Source organism: Flavobacterium sp. NKUCC04_CG (assembly GCF_019345525.1).
Lineage (GTDB): Bacteria > Bacteroidota > Bacteroidia > Flavobacteriales > Flavobacteriaceae > Flavobacterium.
Genome location: NZ_JAHKRA010000016.1, coordinates 49301 through 71606 on the forward strand (window position 1 = coordinate 49301; position 22306 = coordinate 71606).

20 protein-coding genes are annotated in these 22306 nt (G+C 37.4%); 7 read left to right on the forward strand and 13 right to left on the reverse strand.

Going from position 1 to position 22306, the window contains the following annotated elements:
• Window positions 1-65: 65 nt before the first annotated feature.
• Genes glmS through KO524_RS12155 form a run of 3 tightly spaced genes read right to left on the reverse strand, consistent with a single transcriptional unit; the run spans window position 66 to window position 4414 of the window.
• Window positions 66-1910, reverse strand: coding sequence for a glutamine--fructose-6-phosphate transaminase (isomerizing) (gene glmS / locus KO524_RS12145; RefSeq protein WP_219294445.1), 1845 nt, complete (start codon window positions 1908-1910; stop codon window positions 66-68).
• A 5-nt stretch (window positions 1911-1915) separates the two neighbouring features.
• Window positions 1916-3586, reverse strand: a complete 1671-nt coding sequence (locus tag KO524_RS12150; RefSeq protein ID WP_219294446.1) for a DUF4270 domain-containing protein — start codon at window positions 3584-3586, stop codon at window positions 1916-1918.
• 24 nt (window positions 3587-3610) lie between these two features.
• The gene (locus KO524_RS12155; protein WP_219294447.1) at window positions 3611-4414 is read right to left on the reverse strand and encodes a glycogen/starch synthase; all 804 of its coding nucleotides are present in this window, start codon (window positions 4412-4414) and stop codon (window positions 3611-3613) included.
• A gap of 108 nt (window positions 4415-4522) precedes the next feature.
• Here KO524_RS12155 and panC point away from each other — a divergent pair, with 108 nt between their 5' ends.
• The 6 genes from panC (at window position 4523) to KO524_RS12185 (ending at window position 10630) form a co-directional block, all read left to right on the forward strand.
• On the forward strand, window positions 4523-5371 hold the full coding sequence (panC, locus tag KO524_RS12160) for a pantoate--beta-alanine ligase (RefSeq protein WP_219294448.1): 849 nt from the start codon (window positions 4523-4525) through the stop codon (window positions 5369-5371).
• Window positions 5372-5384: 13 nt separating this feature from the next.
• Window positions 5385-5735: an aspartate 1-decarboxylase gene (gene panD, locus KO524_RS12165; protein WP_219294449.1), complete on the forward strand. Its 351-nt coding sequence runs from the start codon at window positions 5385-5387 to the stop codon at window positions 5733-5735.
• Between the two features lies 1 nt (window position 5736).
• Window positions 5737-6711, forward strand: coding sequence for a lysylphosphatidylglycerol synthase transmembrane domain-containing protein (locus KO524_RS12170; RefSeq protein ID WP_219294450.1), 975 nt, complete (start codon window positions 5737-5739; stop codon window positions 6709-6711).
• 178 nt (window positions 6712-6889) lie between these two features.
• Window positions 6890-8257, forward strand: a complete 1368-nt coding sequence (radA, locus tag KO524_RS12175; RefSeq protein ID WP_219294451.1) for a DNA repair protein RadA — start codon at window positions 6890-6892, stop codon at window positions 8255-8257.
• A gap of 124 nt (window positions 8258-8381) precedes the next feature.
• Window positions 8382-10034: a DUF4139 domain-containing protein gene (locus KO524_RS12180; protein ID WP_219294452.1), complete on the forward strand. Its 1653-nt coding sequence runs from the start codon at window positions 8382-8384 to the stop codon at window positions 10032-10034.
• 80 nt (window positions 10035-10114) lie between these two features.
• Complete coding sequence (locus KO524_RS12185; protein ID WP_219294453.1) at window positions 10115-10630, forward strand: DUF421 domain-containing protein; 516 nt, start codon at window positions 10115-10117, stop codon at window positions 10628-10630.
• A 141-nt stretch (window positions 10631-10771) separates the two neighbouring features.
• Here the strand turns inward: KO524_RS12185 and KO524_RS12190 are convergent, their stop codons facing one another.
• The 3 genes from KO524_RS12190 to KO524_RS12200 form a co-directional block, all read right to left on the reverse strand.
• Window positions 10772-12079, reverse strand: coding sequence for a mechanosensitive ion channel family protein (locus KO524_RS12190; RefSeq protein ID WP_219294454.1), 1308 nt, complete (start codon window positions 12077-12079; stop codon window positions 10772-10774).
• Between the two features lie 74 nt (window positions 12080-12153).
• The gene (locus KO524_RS12195; protein WP_219294455.1) at window positions 12154-13056 is read right to left on the reverse strand and encodes an OmpA family protein; all 903 of its coding nucleotides are present in this window, start codon (window positions 13054-13056) and stop codon (window positions 12154-12156) included.
• Between the two features lie 12 nt (window positions 13057-13068).
• Complete coding sequence (locus KO524_RS12200) at window positions 13069-13833, reverse strand: exodeoxyribonuclease III (RefSeq protein WP_219294456.1); 765 nt, start codon at window positions 13831-13833, stop codon at window positions 13069-13071.
• Between the two features lie 192 nt (window positions 13834-14025).
• Here KO524_RS12200 and KO524_RS12205 point away from each other — a divergent pair, with 192 nt between their 5' ends.
• Window positions 14026-15825: a GNAT family N-acyltransferase gene (locus KO524_RS12205; RefSeq protein WP_219294457.1), complete on the forward strand. Its 1800-nt coding sequence runs from the start codon at window positions 14026-14028 to the stop codon at window positions 15823-15825.
• Between the two features lie 89 nt (window positions 15826-15914).
• On the opposite strand, the gene KO524_RS12210 is transcribed toward KO524_RS12205, so the two are convergent.
• The 7 genes from KO524_RS12210 to serS all read right to left on the reverse strand — a co-directional run bounded on the left by KO524_RS12210 (window position 15915) and on the right by serS (window position 22125).
• Complete coding sequence (locus KO524_RS12210; protein WP_219294458.1) at window positions 15915-16688, reverse strand: GLPGLI family protein; 774 nt, start codon at window positions 16686-16688, stop codon at window positions 15915-15917.
• 11 nt (window positions 16689-16699) lie between these two features.
• The gene (locus tag KO524_RS12215; protein WP_219294459.1) at window positions 16700-16939 is read right to left on the reverse strand and encodes a hypothetical protein; all 240 of its coding nucleotides are present in this window, start codon (window positions 16937-16939) and stop codon (window positions 16700-16702) included.
• A gap of 284 nt (window positions 16940-17223) precedes the next feature.
• Window positions 17224-18198 (reverse strand): 2-hydroxyacid dehydrogenase, encoded by a 975-nt coding sequence (locus KO524_RS12220; protein ID WP_219294460.1) that lies wholly within the window; start codon window positions 18196-18198, stop codon window positions 17224-17226.
• A 51-nt stretch (window positions 18199-18249) separates the two neighbouring features.
• Window positions 18250-19602: a magnesium transporter gene (gene mgtE / locus KO524_RS12225; protein ID WP_219294461.1), complete on the reverse strand. Its 1353-nt coding sequence runs from the start codon at window positions 19600-19602 to the stop codon at window positions 18250-18252.
• Window positions 19592-20371 carry a 16S rRNA (adenine(1518)-N(6)/adenine(1519)-N(6))-dimethyltransferase RsmA gene (rsmA, locus tag KO524_RS12230; RefSeq protein ID WP_219294462.1) on the reverse strand — a complete coding sequence of 260 codons (780 nt, stop codon included), beginning with the start codon at window positions 20369-20371 and terminating at the stop codon, window positions 19592-19594. Before rsmA ends, mgtE begins: the two co-directional genes overlap by 11 nt.
• A 12-nt stretch (window positions 20372-20383) precedes the next feature.
• Window positions 20384-20695, reverse strand: coding sequence for a DUF4286 family protein (locus KO524_RS12235; protein ID WP_219294463.1), 312 nt, complete (start codon window positions 20693-20695; stop codon window positions 20384-20386).
• Between the two features lie 158 nt (window positions 20696-20853).
• The gene (gene serS / locus KO524_RS12240; RefSeq protein WP_219294464.1) at window positions 20854-22125 is read right to left on the reverse strand and encodes a serine--tRNA ligase; all 1272 of its coding nucleotides are present in this window, start codon (window positions 22123-22125) and stop codon (window positions 20854-20856) included.
• Window positions 22126-22306 lie beyond the last annotated feature (181 nt).

Below are 22306 nucleotides of genomic sequence, written 5' to 3' on the forward strand. Positions count from 1 at the left end.
ATATAAAAAAACTCGGATTTGCAACAGCAAATCCGAGTTTTTGATTTAATATATTTCAGAAAGTCTTATTCTACCGTAACTGATTTTGCCAAGTTTCTCGGTTGATCGACATTGCAATTTCTCAACACGGCAATGTGATAAGATAAAAGCTGTAAAGGAATGGTTGTTATAATTGGCGAAAGCGCTTCAGAGATATAAGGTACCTCTATAACGTGATCGGCCAATGATCGGACTTGTTCGTCACCTTTGGTAACGACAGCGATAATTTTTCCATTACGAGCTTTAATCTCTTGTACGTTGCTGACAATTTTATCGTAATGATTTTGTTGTTGTGCCACTACGATTACAGGCATATGTTCGTCTATTAAGGCGATTGGGCCGTGTTTCATCTCTGCAGCAGGATAACCTTCCGCATGGATATAAGAAATTTCTTTCAATTTTAAGGCACCTTCTAATGCTACTGGATAGTTATAACCACGACCTAGATAAAGGCAGTTTGTTGCATTTTGATATACCTTAGCTATTTTAAGAATTTCTTCATTCATCTTTAAAGCTTCCTCCACTCTTTCAGGAATCATTTCCATCTCTAATAAATAGCGCTGATAGTCTGAATTATTCATGGTACCCTTAGCCTTGGCTAAACGCAATGCGATAAGTGTTAGCACCGTAATTTGTGTTGTAAAAGCCTTGGTAGATGCCACTCCAATCTCTGGACCTGCGTGGGTATAAGCGCCTGCGTGCGTTTCTCTAGAGATAGAGGAACCAACCACATTACATACTCCGAAAACAAAGGCTCCGCGTTGTTTGGCTAATTTGATAGCAGCCAAAGTATCGGCCGTTTCACCTGATTGAGAAATAGCGATAACCACATCATTTGGATAAATAATCGGATTTCTATATCTAAATTCTGAAGCGTATTCAACCTCAACCGGAATTCTTGCAAATTCTTCAAAGATGTATTCTGCAACTAAACCAGCATGCCAAGAAGTTCCGCAAGCGATAATGATGATGCGATCGGCGTTTAGAAATTTCTCTAAGTTGTCTTCAACTCCAGCCATTTTTATTAAGCCACGATCAGAAAGTAATCGACCTCTATAAGTGTCTTTGATTACATTGGGTTGTTCGTGGATTTCTTTAAGCATAAAATGGTCGTAACCATCTTTTTCTATTTGTTCAAGGTTCAACTGCAATTCTTGAACATAAGGAATAACCAAAGAATCGTCTTTAATTTTTCTTAGTTTTAGAGGTTTATGCAATCTGATAATCGCCATTTCTTCGTCTTCTAAATAGATGGCATTATTGGTGTATTCTATAAATGGCGAAGCGTCTGAAGTTACGAAGTATTCATTTTCTCCAATTCCTATTGCCAAAGGACTTCCCAGTCTTGCGGCTATAATTTCATTGGGTTTTTTAATGTCGAAAACGGCAATCGCGTAGGCGCCCACAACTTGGTTAAGTGCTACTTGAACGGCTTTTCCAAGTTTTAAATTATTTGTTTTTTGTATGTCTTCAATCAAGTTAATTAAAACTTCTGTATCCGTGTCGGATTTAAAAGTATAACCTCTATTGATCAATTCCTTTTTTAGCGAATCGTAGTTTTCAATAATTCCGTTGTGAATGATAACCAGTTCTCCTGAATTAGAAAAATGAGGATGTGAATTGACGTCGTTAGGAATACCGTGAGTTGCCCAACGGGTATGTCCAATTCCAACGGTACCTACTTTAACGGCATCAGTTGCAATAGCTTCTAAGTCGGAAACCTTCCCTTTGGTTTTACAAAGATTGATTTGATTTCCGTCATATACTGCCAATCCAGCACTATCATAACCTCTGTATTCTAGTCGTGTCAAACCCTTGATGATTACAGGGTAGGCATCACGATAACCTATATATCCTACTATTCCACACATAGTTTTTAGTTTTTAGATTTGGTGTAAAAGATTTCGAGTTTCAGTTTTTTGTTTTCGTCGCTGGTATTTGTTCCATATAAAACAGTACCTAGTGGAGACATAATTGACGAAGTCGGAATCGATTTTATAGCTCGGGGTGAATTGTTTATCGGTGTCTTCAATCGTTTAGAAGAAACATTGTTGATATCATAACTAACTGCCAATCCCAATTTTACATTGGTAGAATCTTTATTGATCAGGTTGTTGATGTGGTCAGCAATTTTTATTCGATATCGTATCCCCTTTTTGTCTTCTGTATTTTCTTTTTCTAAAATTCCTCCGTAAACGGCTTTAGCATATATAGAATTTTGAGCAGTATTGTCCGTGGCATAATCTTTTAAAATCATGTTGTTGTCCAAGTCATATAAATAAATACGTGTTGGTTCTATTTGTTTACCGTCGGACATGGTTACTTTGTCCACATAGAAATTCAGTCGAGCATCGTTTATCAACCACTTGTTTTCTCTTAAATAATTCAATTCCTCAGAAACGCCGTTGCTGTTTTTCTTAAATAATTCGATTACCGCAAAAGAACCACTACCGCCTTTGATGAACAGTTTTTCATCTCCTTGAGTTTTATTTGGGTTTGCTATGTTGTGAAGGTAGTTACTGCTGAAGTCATTATTGAAATAATTACCTGTTATCAGGGTATTGTCGGTAACACCTAATTTGACAACATCACTGCTGATGTCTAATTCAAGTTGTTTTCTCTCTCTCTTTTTACCTGCGGTTTCAGAGTCCTGAGAATAAATGATAACCAACTTTGCCGCGGCAAAGTTCATAACACCTAGGGCGCCTGTTCCAATAGTACTTTCAGCTTTAAAATAAAGTCCTCTAAAAAAGTTTTGGAAAAGATTATTATTGCCAAAGTTTGGTAGGTTTTCAGGTGTGAATAACATTTTTTCAAAGTATGCTTTGTTTAAGTCTAGCCACATACCTGGAGTTAAAGTCTCTTTTACTATAGGTTTTCCTGTATTTTCGTCTGTTTTTATAGAACCGTCTTCATTGTATTGATACAGGTTAATGGCGGTCTTTTTAAAATAGAAAGCCGAATTTTGAGAAACGTCGTTCGAGTCATTTAACGGAGTTCCTTTAATAAAGTTCTCAATCTTGGAGTTTTCATCCGAGTAAATTCTACTGACATTAGTGGGATCGGGGCTAAAATTACTTAAGAAATATCCGTTCTCATAAACTTTTAAACTAAAAACACCTGTACCATAAGTAGAGGGTAATTGGTATTCTGTGACATCGTTATTCGTTGTCGGGGTGTCTGCTATATAGGGAATGTAAACATATACAGAATCTACTTTTGGGTTTTTCCCCAAAGACCCCAAGCTGTTATTAGTGGGAAATGACACTTGAGTTACAAAATTCGCTACGGTTTTTCCAAAGACAGGGTCGACCATAGCTCCTATTGCATTATAGGGTAAATAACCAGTTTCTACTGCACCTGGTTGGGTTCCTTCTCCTGTAACTTGATTGTAAGCAACAACGTTTTGGGCAGTGTATTTGTCCAGTAAGAAATTTTCTTCTCCGATAATTTCCGAACCGATGGTGTTGAAATCTTTGTCACAAGATTGGATACTCAGAGTCCCAATTAAGAGTAATATACCTTTTAATAATGCTTTTCTATTCATGTGTGGGTTTTTCCAATTTTAAGATTATACCTGTTTTTTATAAAAATCAGTATATGCTTCTGCAAATTTTTCTTTCGGTGTGAAAGGTAAAAAAGGTTTTTTTGAAGATTCTATAAATTTTGTTAAACTTGAAGACACGTTTTCAGAGGCTATAATTACCCCGTCTGAGTGAAGTATAGCGTTCTTCATAATGTTTTCATAAGTTGGGTCGTCCAAATCTGCTATAGTGGCTTCTGGCAATTCGTCAAAAGCTACCTTGCTCTTCATATTCGCCCCTAATGGACCGTCAAAAGACTGACTAAAAACGGAGGTGATAATTTTAGTTTCAGAAAAAATAGCCTCGTCTTTATAAAAGTTTTTTAAATAAACAGGCAACAAAGAAGCCAACCAACCTTGTACGTGGATGATATCTGGAACCCAATTTAATTTCTTAACCGTTTCTATAACCCCTTTGGTAAAGAAAATGGCTCTTTCGTCGTTGTCGGTAAATAAGTTCCCGTCCTCGTCGGTAAAAGTTGATTTCCTCTTAAAATATTCGTCGTTATCGATAAAGTAAACTTGAATGCGTTCTTTTGGGATAGAAGCCACTTTGATAATCAAGGGCATATCCATGTCATTTACTACCAGATTCATACCTGATAAGCGTATCACCTCATGCAATTGATGTCTTCTCTCGTTAATGCTTCCGTATCTTGGCATGAAGATTCTGATTTGACCTCCTTGGTCGTTGATCATCTTTGGGGCGTCATAGGACATTAATGAAACCTCATTTTCTGCTAAATACGGTACCACTTCAGATGATACATACAATATCCTCTTATCTTCCATCTTGAATTTTGATTTTATGTTCGTTATAAAAAACGTTGCAAATTTACAAAAATTTAGTGAGTTATTTGGTAATTAACTAATTTTGCAGTCATTTTAAATCTAAATGAGATGTTTATTTATACCACAAAAACGACTTTAGAGCGTCATTTAAAAGCGTTTAGAGATCAAAACAAAACCATTGGCTTTGTGCCAACAATGGGTGCCATTCACCACGGACACTTGACTTTGCTTGAGAAATCGATGCGAAATAACGATTGTACTGTGGTCAGTATTTTTGTTAATCCTACGCAGTTTAACAATGCCGAAGATTTGGAGAAATACCCTCGTGATTTGGACCGCGATGTGACGACAATTGAATCACTTTCGAATCAAATTGTCATTTTTGCTCCTAGTGTTAACGAGATTTATGAAAATAATACGGTCTCCGAATCCTTTTCTTATGATGGATTGGAGTTTGAAATGGAAGGGGCACAGCGCCCAGGGCATTTCGACGGTGTTGGAACAGTGGTAAAAAAACTCTTTGAAATAGTACGTCCCAACGTGGCTTATTTCGGCGAAAAAGATTTTCAGCAATTGCAGATTATAAAGAAAATGGTCGAAAAAACAGGATTGGATGTTGAAGTTGTTGGAGTGCCTATACATCGAGAGCATTCCGGATTAGCGATGAGTTCTCGAAACGAAAGATTGTCGATTCAAGGATTAAAAGACGCAACTTACTTATATCGAGTCTTGGAAGAGGCCAAAAAGCGATTTGTTTCTGAAAATCCCGTTAAAGTTCAGCAATTTGTTGAGAGTGAATTTAAAAATAATCCTAACTTTGAGCTCGAATATTTTACTATAGCTGACGAGGCAACTTTAAAACCGATTGTTGAAAAAGAAGCCGGTCATAAATATAGGGGATTTCTTGTCGCTCATTTAGAAGGGGTTCGTCTCATAGATAACATATCTTTAAATTAATTAATATTGTCTGATGCAAATAGAAGTAGTAAAATCTAAAATTCATCGTGTAACGGTAACTGGTGCTGATCTTCATTATATTGGAAGTATCACTATTGATGAAGCGCTATTGGAAGCGTCTAACATCGTTGAAGGGGAAAAGGTTGCCATTGTTAACATTAACAATGGGGAGCGTTTTGAGACTTATGCCATACCTGGACCTAGAAATAGCGGAGAGATTACCCTTAATGGGCCTGCGGCTCGTAAAGTACATCAAGGTGATGTTATTATCATTATCGCTTATGGTATCATTGATGCCGAAGAGGCTAAATCTTTCAAGCCGTCAATTGTTTTCCCTAATGAAAAAGACAATACGCTAACCTAATATGACCAAACCTCAAATAGGTAAAATAGCCAATATTGTACTGCCGCTTTTGTTGGGCGTTTTTTTGGTATATTATGCTTATAATAAGTTTAGTCCAGAGCAAATAGAAGAGATGAAAGGCTATTTTAAAAATGCCAATTATAATTATATTATCCTCTCTTCTATTTTTTCTATAATCAGTTTGGCTTCAAGGGCTTATCGATGGAATTTTTCCTTGGAATTTTTGGGTTATAAATCCAAATTCACCACCAATTTTATGGCCATTTCCATAGGCTATTTACTCAACCTTACCCTACCGCGTTCTGGGGAGTTTTCCAGAGCTTTAATCTTACAGAAGTACGAGAAAGTCCCGTTTGATAAAGGTTTTGGTACCATCATATCTGAAAGGGTTATCGATTTGATTTGCTTGCTGTTATGTGTAGTGATTGCTTTGGTATTTCAATACGATATTTTAAAGCAATTTCTACTCGAAAAAATTCCCGTAAAGCAATTGATTGTCTTAGGGGTTATCGGTCTCTTCCTTTTTTTGTTGGTGGTAGTGCTTTTTCGCTATGCGAAGTGGAAGTTTATACTGTTGATTAAGAAAAAAGTGGGAGGACTTATAGAAGGCGTGAGCAGTATCTATAAATTGCCCAAAAGAGGCGCTTTCCTCTTTCATACTTTAATTATTTGGAGCACCTACATACTCACTTTTTATTTTGGAATTTTTGCTTTGACCGCAACCAGTGATATGGATTTAGGTATGGTGATGTCTTCGTTTGTAGCCGGTAGTTTTGCCGTTACGTTCACAAACGGTGGCTTTGGAGCTTTTCCTTTAATCGTTTCAGAACTACTTCTTTTTTATCACATTCCTCAAACGGCAGGAACGGCTTTTGGGTGGATATTATGGACTTCACAAACTGCTCTAGTCGTTATTTTGGGAGCCTTATCTTTTTTGTTTTTACCACTTATTTATAAGAAAGTTACCAGTAACTAGCGTGCTACTGCATGCCGAATTACACACTACTCAAAATTCAGACAAGATTCCAAAGCGAATAAACGAATCTACTGCTCGAGATTCCAGCCAATCAAGTACTGTTTAAAATTCGTACTCGACTCCAAGCGTATAAACGAATCAGCAAAAAATCGTACTTTTACCTTTTAATGAAAAAAGTATGGCAAAGGTAAAAACGGCATTTTTCTGTCAGAGTTGTGGTGCGCAATCGCCGAAATGGATGGGACAATGTCCGTCATGTAAAGAGTGGAACACCCTGGTTGAAGAGGTTGTTCAAAAGGAAGAAAAAACGGCTTGGGCAACAGCTAGTTCCGGTTCCGGAACCAAGCGGGTTTCAAAACCCCTGCGTGTCAAAGAAATCGACAGTACTGAGGAAATTCGAATGAATACCTTAGATGGAGAATTGAATCGCGTATTGGGTGGTGGAATTGTTCCAGGGTCTATGATTCTTTTAGGAGGGGAGCCCGGTATTGGAAAAAGTACTTTGCTGCTTCAAATTTCTCTAAAGTTGCCTTACAAAACACTTTATGTTTCTGGTGAAGAAAGCCAAAAGCAAATTAAGATGCGGGCTGAACGCATCAATCCCACAAGTGAAAACTGTTATATATTGACGGAAACCAACACTCAGAATATTTTTCGCCAAATAGAAGCTATCGAACCCGATGTGTTGATTATCGATTCCATACAAACCTTACATACCGATTATATAGAATCGTCAGCAGGTAGTATTTCTCAAATTAAGGAAACGACTGCCGAACTCATCAAGTTTGCAAAGGAAACCAATACTCCTGTAATTATTATCGGGCACATTACCAAAGATGGAAATATAGCTGGACCAAAAATATTGGAACATATGGTAGATACCGTGCTTCAATTTGAAGGCGATCGCAATCACGTATATCGCATTTTGCGTTCACTAAAAAATCGTTTTGGATCTACAGCTGAATTGGGAATTTATGAGATGCAAGGAAATGGCTTGAGAGAAGTATCTAATCCGTCCGAAATATTGATTTCTCACAAAGAAGAAGAATTGTCTGGGACGGCTATTTCTGCAACTTTAGAGGGCATGCGTACCTTGATGGTTGAAATACAAGCTTTGGTCAGTACTGCGGTCTATGGGACTCCACAGCGTAGCGCTACGGGCTATAATCTAAAGCGACTAAACATGATTTTGGCGGTTTTAGAAAAAAGAGCCGGTTTTCGATTGGGAGCCAAAGACGTTTTCTTAAATATTACTGGCGGTATCTCCGTTGATGATCCGGCTATTGATTTAGCTGTGGTTGCCGCTATTTTATCGTCTAACGAAGATATAGCAGTGCCCAAAGAATTTTGTTTTGCAGGTGAGGTAGGATTATCTGGTGAAATTCGACCAATCAATAGAGTTGATCAACGCATACAAGAAGCTGAGAAATTGGGCTTTACCTCGATGTTTGTATCTAAATACAACAAGATTTCTTATAAGGGAACAGGTATAAAAGTAATACTGGTTTCTAAAATTGAAGATGTGGTGGAATACCTTTTTGGATAATTGGCAAGGTATTGGATTATAAGATTGTAAATCCGCTCCTTTGTGTTGATAGTAGGTTCAAATAAAGAAATAGAATCGGTACGGCAAAATGATTAAAAGGACTTAACCAAAATAAAATTTAACTATGAAGCATTTGTTTACATTTTTAGCGTTGACTTTGTTCTCGTCGGGAATTTGGGCGCAGAAAACACTTTTTACTCAAGCTAAGTTGGAATCGGCACGCGTGTATTATAATGGAGCCGAATTGACGCAGAATGCCGTGGTAAACTTACCTAAAGGCACCTCAGAAGTAGTAATTACCAATGTCGCCAATGCACTGAATGAGAATACCATTCAGGTAGGGTCCACATCGGATGTCACGGTAATGTCAGTCCAATTTTCCAACGCCTATATCGAAGAATACGACAATGCTCAAAATTCACCATTGACCAAACCGCTTCGAGACAGTATAGCTGCATTGGAAATCAAATTGGAAATGATAAAAAATGAAATCAATGCCGATTTGAAAACGGTGCAATTGTTGGATAATAGTGCTTATGGTGAACCTAAAAAGGAGTTTTCTACAGCAGAAATGTCCAAATGGGTAGATTACTACAAATCCAAACGTCAAGAATTGGAAAACGGAATCTACAAAAAGAAGAAGGATAAGGAAAAGATAGAATTGCAGTGGAATAACCTCAAATCTAAATTGAGTTTTGGTATGGACAAAACTGAAAAAACCAGCAATGGTAAGTTGATTCTGCAGGTGATGAGTAACAAAGCGGCAAATACGCCTTTTCAGGTGAATTATGTAACCAATAACGCACAATGGGTGCCGTTTTATGATTTGCGAATTGATAAGATCAATCAGCCGATTAAAGTGATGTACAAAGCTCAAGTGGTTCAGACTTCCGGTGTTGATTGGAGAAATGTCAAGCTAAGCCTTACCTCCGGAGTAGTCAATCAAAACAACAGTACACCGGTTTGGAACACATGGTTTGTCGATTATGTTCCAGAATTTGCCGCCAATGAAGTGGTGACTATGGGGTATTCGGCCGGTAAAAGAGCGATGACCGGGTCGGTTGCTCGTTTAGAATCGGCTTCATATAAGCCAAGTCCACCAGTGCTAGAAGAAGTTTCCTATACCAATCGACAAACGATTGCAGAATATACACAAGTTAATATCAGTCAACTCAACGTTACTTTTGATATCGATATTCCTTATACCGTTTTAACAAATGGTAAAAGACATAGTGTCGATTTAAAGAATTTTGAATTGCCTGCTACTTATTTGTACTACAGTGCTCCGAAATTAGATGTTAATGCCTATTTAGTAGCGACTATTAAAGATTACGGAGGTTATAATTTATTACCGGGTGAAGCCAATGTGATTTTTGACGGTATGCATGTGGGTAAAACCAATCTCAATACGGAAAACACCGAGGAGGAATTAAAATTGAATCTCGGTAAGGATACTAAAATTACTTTAACACGCACGTTGATTGCCGATAAATCGGGAACCAAAACCTTGTCGTCTAAAAAAACACAGAACTTTGTTTATGAAGTGACGGTACGAAACAATAAACAGGAGAGTGTTGAGATTAAGATAGAAGATCAATTCCCGGTGAGTTCTAATAAAGAAATTGAAATAGAACTAACGGATAAAGACGGTGCAACCGTTGATAATGAAAAAGGTTTATTGACTTGGACCCTTAAACTAAAACCAAACGAAACCAAGAAAATTCGCTTTGGATATCAGATTCGTTCCAATAAAGACAAATCAATCATGGGATTTTAGTATTATAATTTAAAAAGGATTAAAAACCAGGGCCTAGCGCCCTGGTTTTTTTATTATATTAGTTATAAATACAGTTGATTATGAATGCTTATTTGGATATTGTTTTGCGAAGTGCAGCGGTTTATTTTTTTATGATTATCGCCTTGCGAATTTTCGGTAAAAAAGAATTGTCGCAACTGAATACCGCCGATGTAATTTTAATCCTTTTAATTAGTAACTCGGTTCAAAATGCTATGGTGGGAAGCGATTCCAGTCTTAGTGGAGGCTTGGTGGCTGCTACTGTGCTGTTTGTAGTGAATTACGGCTTAAAAAAGTGGATGTTCAAAAGCGACAAACTGCGCAATTTCTTACAACAGAAACCCGAAATTTTGATTCACGACGGTAAGGTCGATTTTGCAATGGCTACGAAATTGGGGATTACCTCCGATGAATTAACCGAGGCTATGCACGAACATGGCGTGGAATATTTTAAGGAAGTGAAATTGGCTATGCTGGAAATAGACGGTAATATCAGTATTATAACTGGGGATAAAAACTTGAAGCAAACCCATTTTAAAAGAAAACATTTGCGAAAAAATTTCATAGGGGGAAACTAAGAAATTACTGGGTTCGTTTTTTGAATTGTGAGTGCAGCTAAGGTTATTATTTATAAAAAAGACCGTCCTCTAAAAAAGTCGGTCTTTCTTAATATGTATGACAGCTTATTCCTGTTGATAAGGTGTTTATCAAATAACAAATTACGATTTCAAACTTCTCAAATCGTCGGAAGCGGGTAATTCAAATACTTCTAATTTAAAGAATTTAATGGAGGCCAACAGGTGGTCAAACATATCTGACATGATCATTTCATAATTGGTCCAGACAATATCGTTGGTAAACATATATAATTCTATAGGCAGGCCGTGTTCGGTAGGGTGAAGTTGACGAACCATCAGGGTCATGTCTTTGTGAATACCGGGATTTCGTTCGGCATACCGGGTGATATAGGCTCGAAATAACCCTACATTGGTGATTTTACGACCATTTACCGGCATAGATGGGTCGGCATTAGTCTCTTTGTTGTATTGTTCAATTTCGGCAGTTCGTTGTTCAATATAGGGCGCGAGAATCTGAATCTTCTTTAGTTCTTCGATTTCCTCAGGTTCTAAAAAGCGAATGGAGGATATTTTTACGTTAATCGACCGTTTGATTCGTCGCCCACCTGAAACTTGCATGCCTCTATAGTTTTTAAACGAATCACTAATCAATAAATGTGTTGGAATAGTCGTGATAGTTTTGTCGAAATTTTGAACTTTTACCGTGTTTAAATTGATCTGAGTAACGGTTCCGTCTGCTCCGAATTTACTCATTTCAATCCAATCTCCAACGCGAACCATGTCGTTTGACGAAACTTGAATACTCGCAACAAACCCCATAATGGTATCTTTAAATACCAACATCAGTATAGCAGAGGCCGCTCCTAAGGAAACTAGAAATGCCCAGGGCGACTTACCCGTCAACATCGAAAAGATAATGATTCCGGCTACGAAATACAAGAAAATACTAACGACTTGGAAATAACTATCGAGTGGTTTGTCTTCCATCGATTTTAAAGTCCTTGCAAAATCTCTAGCACTTTTAACCAGCGAACGAATAAAAAGTATAATTGCTACGACCAAAAAAATATCGGCTGTTTTCAGCGTAAAAGAAGTAAGATTCGGGAAACCGAGAAAAATAATTGGAAACAATATCTTGGCTAGAATCAAGGGGATGATATGTGTAAAATAGTCAAAGACTTTATTGTGAACCAAAATATCATCGATATTGGTTTTACTTTTGAGTATATAGGTTTTGACCAGTTTTAGTAAAATATTACGAATAACATAGTCTGTAATATACAATACTAGAGATACGGCGATTAACAAGGCAATTGCCGTAATCATGTGTGTGTAATAATTATCGAGACCCAGTGCGTTAAAAAAATTAAACATCTTTTCGTAGATGGAATTTATAGCGTCGGGGTCAATGATTTCAATAGGTAGTGTAGTCGGTGTTTTTTGGCTCATAGAATTTGTTTTTAGGTGTATAAAAAAAGAGTGAAAAAGAAAAATCTTTTCCACTCCTTGTTAATTGGGTTAGATTATAAGTCATTTAACATCTTGGAGATTTCATCCAATTTCGGTGATAATATCACTTCAATTCTTCTGTTTTTTGCTTTTCCTTCTGGTGTACTATTAGTGGTTAGTGGTGCGTATTCACTACGCCCGGCTGCAGTCAAATTCTTTTTGTCGATTTTGCTGTTTTCCGCCAGTAGGTTAACAATAGAGGTAGCGCGTTTTGTGGAAAGATCCCAGTTGTTTTCTATGCCACCGCCTAAAGATCCCAGTATTTTATCGTTATCGGTATGTCCTTCGATTAGAACTGCGATATCAGGATTGGTAGCCAATACTTTGCCGAGTTCTTCAACGGCGGTTTTACCCTCTGGATTTACGGCCCAACTACCCGATTTAAACAACAATTTGTTTTCCATAGAAACATATACTTTGCCGTTTTTGTGTTCGATGGTTAGCCCCTTGCCTTCAAAGTTGTTTAGTGCTTTGGACAAATTGTCTTTTAAGTTTTTCATATGTTTTTCCTGAGCTGCAATTTTTCCTTCCAGCTCGGCAACCCTATTGGAGCGCTCTTGCAATTCCGATTTCAGTTTATTTAAGCGTTCTGCCTCTGCCTTCAGAGCGTTAGCGCTACTTTTTTCTAAAGTGGAATACGAGTCGGTAAGCGAACTTAAAGTCCCTTGCGCCGCACTGATTTCGGCATTGAGTTGATTGCGTTCTTCTTCAAGCTCGGCTAATTGAGCTTGTAGTTTTTGACGTTCCTTTTCCAATTGGGAACGATCGCCACTTAAGGTTTCCATTTCTGATGATAATCGATCGTTTTCCTGTACTGCCGTTTCGTATTGGCCGTTCAATTCATTGTATAATCTGCGGGATACACAAGAACTCAATAAGCTAATGCTCAGTAAACCTAGAGCTATTTTTTTTATCATGTTTTATCGGAATTAAGGTTCGATTTCAATTAATATTGGGCAATGGTCTGAATGTTTCGCTTCGGGTAATATACAAGCTCTTGTGATTCGCGATCGTAACGATTCCGAAGCCAGGTGATAATCAATCCTCCAGCCTTTGTTATTGTTACGTGCATTGGCTCGGTAACTCCACCAACTGTAATGATGTGGGTCTTGATTAAACAGTCTAAAACTATCGATAAAACCATTTTTCATAAACGTATCTAACCATAAACGCTCTTCGGGAAGAAAACCAGAGACTTTAGCATTGCGAATAGGGTCGTGAATATCGATGGCTTCGTGACAAATATTGTAATCGCCGCAAATGAGCAAATTTGGAATTTGCTGAACCAATTCAGATACATATTCCTGAAAATCTGCCATATATTGGAATTTATGGTCCAATCGTTCTATGTTTGTTCCGGATGGTAAATACAACGACATAATGGATAAGTTGTCAAAATCCACGCGAAGGTTCCTTCCTTCGAAGTCCATATGTGCAATACCCGTGCCATAAACTACATTTTTGGGTTCGGTTTTACATAAAATAGCGACACCACTATAGCCTTTTTTCTGGGCAGAAAAGTAATATTGATACGGATAGCCGGCTGCTGTAATATCTGCTGTAGGGATTTGTGACTCCATGGCTTTGATTTCTTGCAAACAAATCACATCGGGATTTGCAGCTTGTAACCAATCTAGAAAACCTTTGGTAATGGCTGCGCGAATTCCATTTACATTGTAGGAAATAACTTTCATTTTAAAATTGTTTGTTCCCTCAAAAATAGAAAAAAAAACACAGTTGTTTTTCAAATTAGCTTTTTTGGTAATAATAATGTAGTTTTAAAATTTATATAAAAGGTTTTTAGATAAATTACTACTTTAGTTTATTTAAAACAAAAATGCTTAAACAAAGAATTAGTATATTTGCTTGGATTAATAATATAATGGATGGGGCTAGTTACAGCGAAGGAGGTTGCGAAGGCAATTAAGGTGGATAAATATGGTTTTTTGGGTACTTTTTCAGGTTGGTTATTGATGAAAATACTCAAGATTTCAGCACTAAATGATATCTATGATAGAAATAAACACTTGTCTGATGTAGCTTTTTTAAACGCCATTTTAGACGAGTTTAAAATTGAATTTGAAATTAACCCTGAGGAATTAAAAAGACTTCCGAAAGAGGGACCCTATATAACTATTTCGAACCATCCATTAGGAGGTATCGATGGGATATTGTTATTGAAGTTAATGTTGGAACGAGATCCGGATTTTAAGATCGTCGCCAATTTTTTATTGGAGCGCATTGAGCCATTAAAGCCTTATGTGATGCCTGTAAATCCTTTTGAAAATCACAAAGAAGCCAAGTCTAGTATGCTTGGTGTCAAAGAGACTCTCAAGCACTTAGGCGAAGGCAAACCCTTGGGAATGTTTCCAGCTGGAGAGGTTTCAACCTATAAAGACGATAAGCTATTGGTGGATAAACCTTGGGAAGAAGGTGCCATCAAATTGATAAAAAAAGCCAATGTTCCCGTAGTCCCTATTTATTTTCACGCTAAAAACAGTAGGTTGTTTTATTTTCTATCGAAGATAAATCCGACCTTAAGAACGGCCAAATTGCCTTCGGAGCTATTGACTCAAAAAGATCGTGTGATTAAAGTGAGGATTGGAAAACCCATTTCTGTTGCCGAACAAAACGAACATAAAGAAATTGCCGATTACGGTAATTTCCTAAGACATAAAACGTATTTACTGGCCAATGCATATAAAAACGATACGATAAAGTTGTTAAACGTTTCGTCTTTTAAAATGCCCAAAACACCTAAAGAAATTGCCAATCCAGCCAGACAAGAAAGTATCTTAAAAGAAATCGAGATGCTGCGTAAGGAAGATTGTAGGTTGTTACAAAGTAAAAACTACGAAGTGTTTTTGATTACAGCCGATAAAATTCCTCAAATTTTGCACGAACTCGGAAGGTTGAGAGAAATTACCTTTAGAGAAGTGGGAGAGGGAACCAACAATTCGTTGGATTTGGACAAATATGATTTGTATTACCACCATATGTTTTTATGGGATGAACAAACCCAGCAAATTGCCGGAGCTTATAGAATGGGATTGGGTTCGGAAATTTTCCCTAAGCACGGTATTTCAGGTTTCTACTTGCACGAACTGTTCCGATTTGAATCGGAATTGTACGAAATGATGTCCAAATCCATAGAGATGGGGCGTGCTTTTATCGTTAAGGAATACCAACAAAAACCGATGCCGTTATTTTTGCTGTGGAAAGGAATTGTGCATACTACTTTACGTTACCCAGAGCATAAATATTTGATTGGAGGAGTAAGTATCAGTAACCAGTTTTCCGATTTTTCTAAATCGCTGATGATTGAGTTTATGAAATCACATTATTACGATCCTTATGTGGCTCAATATATATCACCGAAAATGGAATATAAAGTTAAGCTAAAGGATGCGGATAAGGACTTTGTGTTTAATGAAACCGAAGCGGATCTAAATAAGTTTGACCGTATTATTGATGATGTAGAACCGGGTAATTTACGATTACCGGTATTGATTAAAAAATACATCAAACAAAACGCTCGTGTAGTGGCTTTTAATGTTGACCCACTATTTAATAATGCTGTCGACGGTTTGATGTATATCCGAATAGCCGATTTACCCGAAAGCACTGTCAAGCCAGTTATGGAGGAATTTCAAGCTGAATTGGAAAGAAAGATGACCGACGAATAGGAGCGAATACAGCGTTTGTCCTAGATAGGTAATTGGATAGTAAAAATTGATAAAAAAGCATCATAGTGCCCAGGCAGTATGATGCTTTTTTAGTCATAAGTAAGTTCTATTTGCTTTTTAAAGAGTTCGTTTGAATTGCTTTTGGAGCTTATTATTTCTAGGTCTTTAGGTAGGCGCGATGAAAACATACGGTCTTCCAATTTAATCTCGTTGTGAAATGCTACTGAAAAGTCTTTTAAGGAAATAGCCCCCCTGTTTAAATCATGGTGTAGAGGTAGTGCCTTTAGCATTTCCTTTTTTATGTCAGTGAGATACCAGCTGTAGTTTTCATTTTCTTCTGTAATAGCAAACGCCAAACCCGGTAAATTGTTGAATTTCCATGGGCCTATAGAAATAGGATAATCTAACGAGTACCAGGCAGTATAATTACGACCTCTAAAAGTCGTTGTTGCTTTGTGTAGTGTTTTATTGTCAATTATCTTAGTTTCCTGATGTAGTTTCCATCGCATTGTTGGGATAGGCTCTTTTATCAGATACGGTTTTTTCCATGGAATTACCCGCGAATGCAAAGTGCCCTTATCGAAATCGAAGTAAAGAAATTGATCCGTATTTCCAGAGCTTTTATCTTGTACAACAATGACTTTGCCTAGTTCCTTGGGGAATGCCAAATCTTTAGTGAATTTGTACGGTCCCAGTTGATAATAAGATGTCTTCTGGTCGGGACTCAGATATAAGATGTCTTCTGTTACGGCTGGCCGATCCAAATTGTGATGTCCGATATAGGTAATCACAGTATATTCCTGTTGCGCATAGATATTAGTTGCGAATAGCAGTGCGATTAATAGGTGTAGTCTTTGCATCATATCCCTTTTAATTATTGATTAAAATGTTCATCAAACATCTGTTCTATTTCAGAGCAGGTTCTACCGTCTTTTTTTACACGATAGCTATTTACAATCATTGCAGTTCCCGCATTGTTCATATGAGCCAAATACACAACACAAAAGTTGGATTTTTTTAAATCCTCAATTAGCATGGTTTCGTTATGTTGGTCTGCTGCGCATAGTATGCTCACTAACGAAATCAATGATATACTTAGAATTATTTTTTTCATACTTACATAAACGTTAAGTTTGAGGTATTTCAAAAATAATAATTTTTTTAAAAAACGCTAATTTATTAATGTTAATATTTGAATATTAATCACTGGTAATCAGTTTGTTATGTTTGTTCGTATAATGCGAACTATACCGAGTTTTGTATGTTATTATCCTGTATATATGGCTGTTTGCATGTGCTTCCGGTATGTTTATAAAAAAAAGAGTCGTATTGCCTTGGCAATACGACTCTTTTTTTATCAAGGCGAATGCAATTCGCCCCTTAATCGTGTATTATACTTTATAGTAACGGTAAAAAACTCGCTTGTAAAGCTTTAATTTTATCCGTGATAACCTGTGCTAATTTTTCTTTGCTTTCAATGGTCCAGCCTGCAATATGTGGTGATAGTAATACCCGATCAGATTGTATTAAGTACTGTAGAGGTTCTGGGAGTTTTTGGTCTTGAAACATATTTTCAAAAGATGATTTTTCGTATTCCAGGACATCTAAACCGGCTCCGAGTACGATACCTGACTCTAGGCAAGCTACTAAATCCGCTGTGTTTACCGATTTTCCTCTAGCGGTATTGATCAAGTAAATGGGTTTAGACAATTGACTTAGGAATTCTTTATTGATTAGATTTATAGTCTCGGGAGTTTCAGGAGTGTGTAAACTCAAAATGTCAATTTCACGTTGGAACTGTTCCAGGCTAACTTGAGTAGCATTTTCATTGCCGACTGCATCTTGAATATCGTAACAAATCACTTTACAATTAAAGCCTTTTAAACGTTGTGCGAAGGCTTTACCCATATGACCATATCCAATGATGCCTACGGTCTTACCTTCGATTTCAACACCTCTATTCGCTTCTCGTATCCAAATTCCCTGACGGACTTCTCGGTCAACGATGTTCAATTTATTCATCAACGACAGCAGCATGCCCATCGCATGTTCACCAACAGCAGTACTGTTGCCTTCAGGAGCTGCGATTAACGTAATGTTTTTTGAAAGTGCGTAGTCGCAATTGATATTTTCTAATCCAGCACCCACTCGAGCAATAAATTTTAATCGGGTAGCGGCATCTATAAAATTACGATCAATCCTAAAACGGCTTCGGATTACTATACCGTCATATTCTGCTATTTTTAGTTCAATCGCTTCTTTAGAAGAAGTATAGTCGAAGTCATTGATAAAGCCAGCAGTATGTAGTTGTTCCATCATCAAGGGATGGTTGCTGTCTAAATGTAATATTTTTGAAGTTCGAAGGGTTTTCATAAGGCTAGAAATTATAAAAAGCTTGAAAAAATCAAAGCATTATTGTTGCGATTAGAAACCAAGTATCACCTTGGCAATAGAAAAGTAGATTAAGATTCCGAAAATATCATTACTTGTGGTAATAAAAGGTCCTGTAGCCAAGGCGGGATCGATGCCGTATTTATTTAAACAAATAGGTACAAAAGTTCCGATAAGACTCGCAATAATAATGACACTTATTAATGCGATAGACACGGTAATTCCAATTATATAATCGACATTTAATAAAAAGTGACTACCCAACATAAGTAGTATAGCCAGTAAAAATCCGTTAAACAAACTCAAGGTGACTTCTTTTAATAAACGCCTCCAGATTGATCCTGTAATGGTGTTGTTTGCCAAACCTTGTACAATAATAGCGGAAGATTGAACACCAACGTTTCCTGCCATAGCTGCAATCAGGGGAGTGAAGAAAAACAGTATTCTATATTTCTCCATAGCGCCCTCAAAACTTCGGGTAACATTAACAGCGATAAAACCACCAATCATGGCTAGGATCAACCACGGTAATCGAGCCCGCGTGAGTACTAAGATACTGTCATTGGCCTCAACGTCTTGAGAAATACCTGCTGCCAATTGGTAATCTTTGTCTGCTTCCTCTTTGATTACATCGAGAACATCATCGATGGTAATTCTGCCCAGTAAACGGCCCATTTCATCAACTACTGGTATGGCTTCCAAATCGTATTTCTGCATGATACGCGCCACTTCAACGTCTTTGGTGTTTACGTTCACCGAGTCCACCTTGGGAATATAAACGTCGCTAATATGACTGGTTGTTGAGGTCGTTAATAGGTCTTTTAACGATAAGCGTCCTTTGAGGCGGTTTTCGTCGTCAACCACATAAATCGAGTGAACTCGAGACACGTGTTCAGCTTGCTTACGCATTTCCTTAACACAAGTTAATACCGACCAATTTTCATTAACCGATACCAATTCTTTCCCCATCAATCCCCCAGCAGTATCCTCGTCATAGCGCAATAAATCGACGATGTCTTTGGCGTGTTCTAAGTCTTCCAACTCAGAGATAACCTCCTGTTTTTTATCAGCCGATAACTCGGAAATGATATCCACCGCATCATCGGTATCGAGTTCATCTAATTCTTCTGCAATTTCTTTGGCAGAAAGGTTGTTTAAAATCTTTTCACGAACTTCTTCGTCTAGCTCTAAAAGAACCTCAGAAGTAACTTCGCTATCCAATATATTAAAGATATAGCTAGCGCTCTCTTGAGAGAGCTCGTTCATGATTTCGGCAATATCAGCATAGTGGACATCTTTTAGCTGATCTAAAAGTTCCTGTTCTCTTTCCTCAGAAATTAAATTTTCAATTTCTTGGATAGATTCTTTACTGATTTTAAATTCCATCGGCGGTTATTTTCTGTGTAAGATATATAAATTGTTCTACATCCAATTGCTCGGGTCTTAAATTGAAAATTTCATCAGCTCTTAACTCTTCTGAAAGATTCATAGATTTCAAACTGTTTCTCAAGGTTTTTCTACGTTGATTAAAGGCGGTTTTTACTACAGTAAAAAAACGCTTTTCATCACAGGGTAAGGTGTAATTTTCTTTTCTTTTCATTCTCAAAACACCGGATTTTACCTTTGGCGGTGGATTGAAAACCGTTTCCGATACGGTGAATAAATATTCTGTATCGTAAAAGGCTTGTGTTAATACCGACAAGATACCGTAGGCCTTAGTTCCTTTTTTCTCGCAGATTCGTTGCGCAACCTCTCTTTGAAACATTCCCGAAAATTCCGGGATAAAGGCGCGTAGTTCTAAAGTCTTAAAAACTATCTGAGTAGAGATATTATAGGGAAAATTTCCGATGATGGCAAATTGTTCCTGATTCATCGCTTCAGTGATATTGAATCGCAAAAAATCTTCACTAAAAATATGATTGTGAAGTTTAGGGTAATGCGTATTCAAAAACAATACGGAGTCGCGGTCAATTTCTACTACAAAGGTTTCAACGGGTTTGTCTAATAAATATTTGGTTAAGACACCCATACCGGGTCCGATTTCCAATATCTTGTTATATCCTTCTAGACGTAAGGTGTCAGCAATTTGTTTTGCAATGCTCTCGTCAATCAAAAAATGCTGGCCTAAGTGTTTTTTGGCTCTTACTTTGTCCATAGTATAAGGAGTTTAATGTTCGCTAATAATCTCTAATTCGGTTTTAAACGTCAGCATCTTATCGCCATATAGGTTTAAGGCTTCTTGTTCCAATCGCACAGCATCTTCTAGATAAAAGCGGTTAAGTGTTTCTTTGTCTTTAGTAGTGAATTGAACGGAATAGGTTACGCCACCCATTTCTTCATTCACCAATACCTTAACCAATCGAGCAGATTCAAATTTGCCTGTCGCTAAAGTGTCGGAGATATGCTTGGTTTGCATCCATTGTATCCAGTCATCGTGAACGCTTTCGTGTATGTTTATGGTAAGATTGTACACAATCATAAGAGAAAAGTATTTTTGCGGTTCGATGCTTTTGGTGAATCTCTATAGGCTACGTTGTAAAATAGTCCAGACGCACCACAATCGGCCGTTCGTATTTATAAAAACTAAAGCATCATTTTTGTTTAAAAATTAAAATGATGCTTTAGTGTGTTTTTGTTTTAGTCGATCAAGTCGAAACCGGTGTATGGACGTAATACTTCAGGAATAACTATTCCCGCTTCCGTTTGATAGTTCTCTAAAATCCCAGCCAATACTCTTGGAAGCGCTAATGAACTTCCGTTTAATGTATGTGCTAATTGGTTTTTACCTTCTTGGTCTCTAAATCGCAATTTCAATCGGTTCGATTGGAACGTTTCGAAATTGGATACAGAACTGATTTCCAACCAGCGATCCTGAGCTGTAGAGAAAACCTCAAAGTCGTAGGTTAGCGCTGCAGTGAACCCCATATCTCCTCCGCATAATCTTAAAATACGGTACGGAAGTTTTAGTTCGTCTAAAATGTTTTTTATATGATCAACCATGCCTTCTAAGGCTTGGTAAGAATTGTCTGGATGCTCAACACGTACGATTTCTACTTTATCAAATTGATGCAAACGGTTAAGTCCTCTAACATGTGCCCCATAAGACCCGGCTTCCCTTCTAAAACATGGCGTATAAGCCGTGCAAAGTACAGGCAATTCCGTTTCTTGAAGAATAACATCTCTAAAAAGGTTGGTCACGGGAACCTCTGCCGTTGGAATCAAGTATAAATCGTCAACTCCCGCATGATACATTTGACCCTCTTTATCGGGTAATTGACCTGTTCCGAAACCGGAAGCCTCGTTAATCAAATGCGGTACTTGATATTCACGGTATCCAGCTGCAGTGTTTTTATCTAGGAAATAAGCAATCAAAGCACGTTGTAGTCTAGCGCCTTTACCCTTGTAAACAGGGAAACCAGCACCTGTAATTTTAACCCCAAGTTCAAAATCGATGATGTCGTATTTTTTAGCCAATTCCCAATGCGGAACGGCTCCGTCATATAGGGTTGGTATGTCTCCTTTTTCAAATATGCTGATGTTGTCTTCTGCTCCTTTTCCTACGGGAACAGATTCATGAGGTAAGTTTGGAAGCAAATACAATTTTTGTTGCAATTGTTCTGTAGTCACGGCTAAAGCTTCTACTAGCTCTTTACTTTGTTCCTTATATTGAGCTGTCTTTTGCTTTAATATTTCTACTTTCGCCTTTTCACCACCTTTCATTAACTCACCAATGCTTTTCGATAGTTTATTGGATTCTGCTAAAACGGTATCTAATTCCACTTGAGTACTGCGGCGTTTTTCGTCTAACACGACCACTTCGTTCACCAAATCGGTAACATCAAGATTTCGTTTAGCCAAAGCTTTTACGACTTGTTCTTGATTTTCTCTGATATAAGCTATCTGTAACATGATTAAATAAATTAGTTAATGTGAGCAAATTTAGAAAATACTTTTCTAATCAACGAGTATTAATGCCCATACTTCAAATTAATAGCTTGGTTTTTTTAAAATCGCCCTTTTTTTGACACAAAATCCGTTTCTTTATAGCCACTAAGTGCTAAAGGAACAACATTCTATTTTTAATATTTAA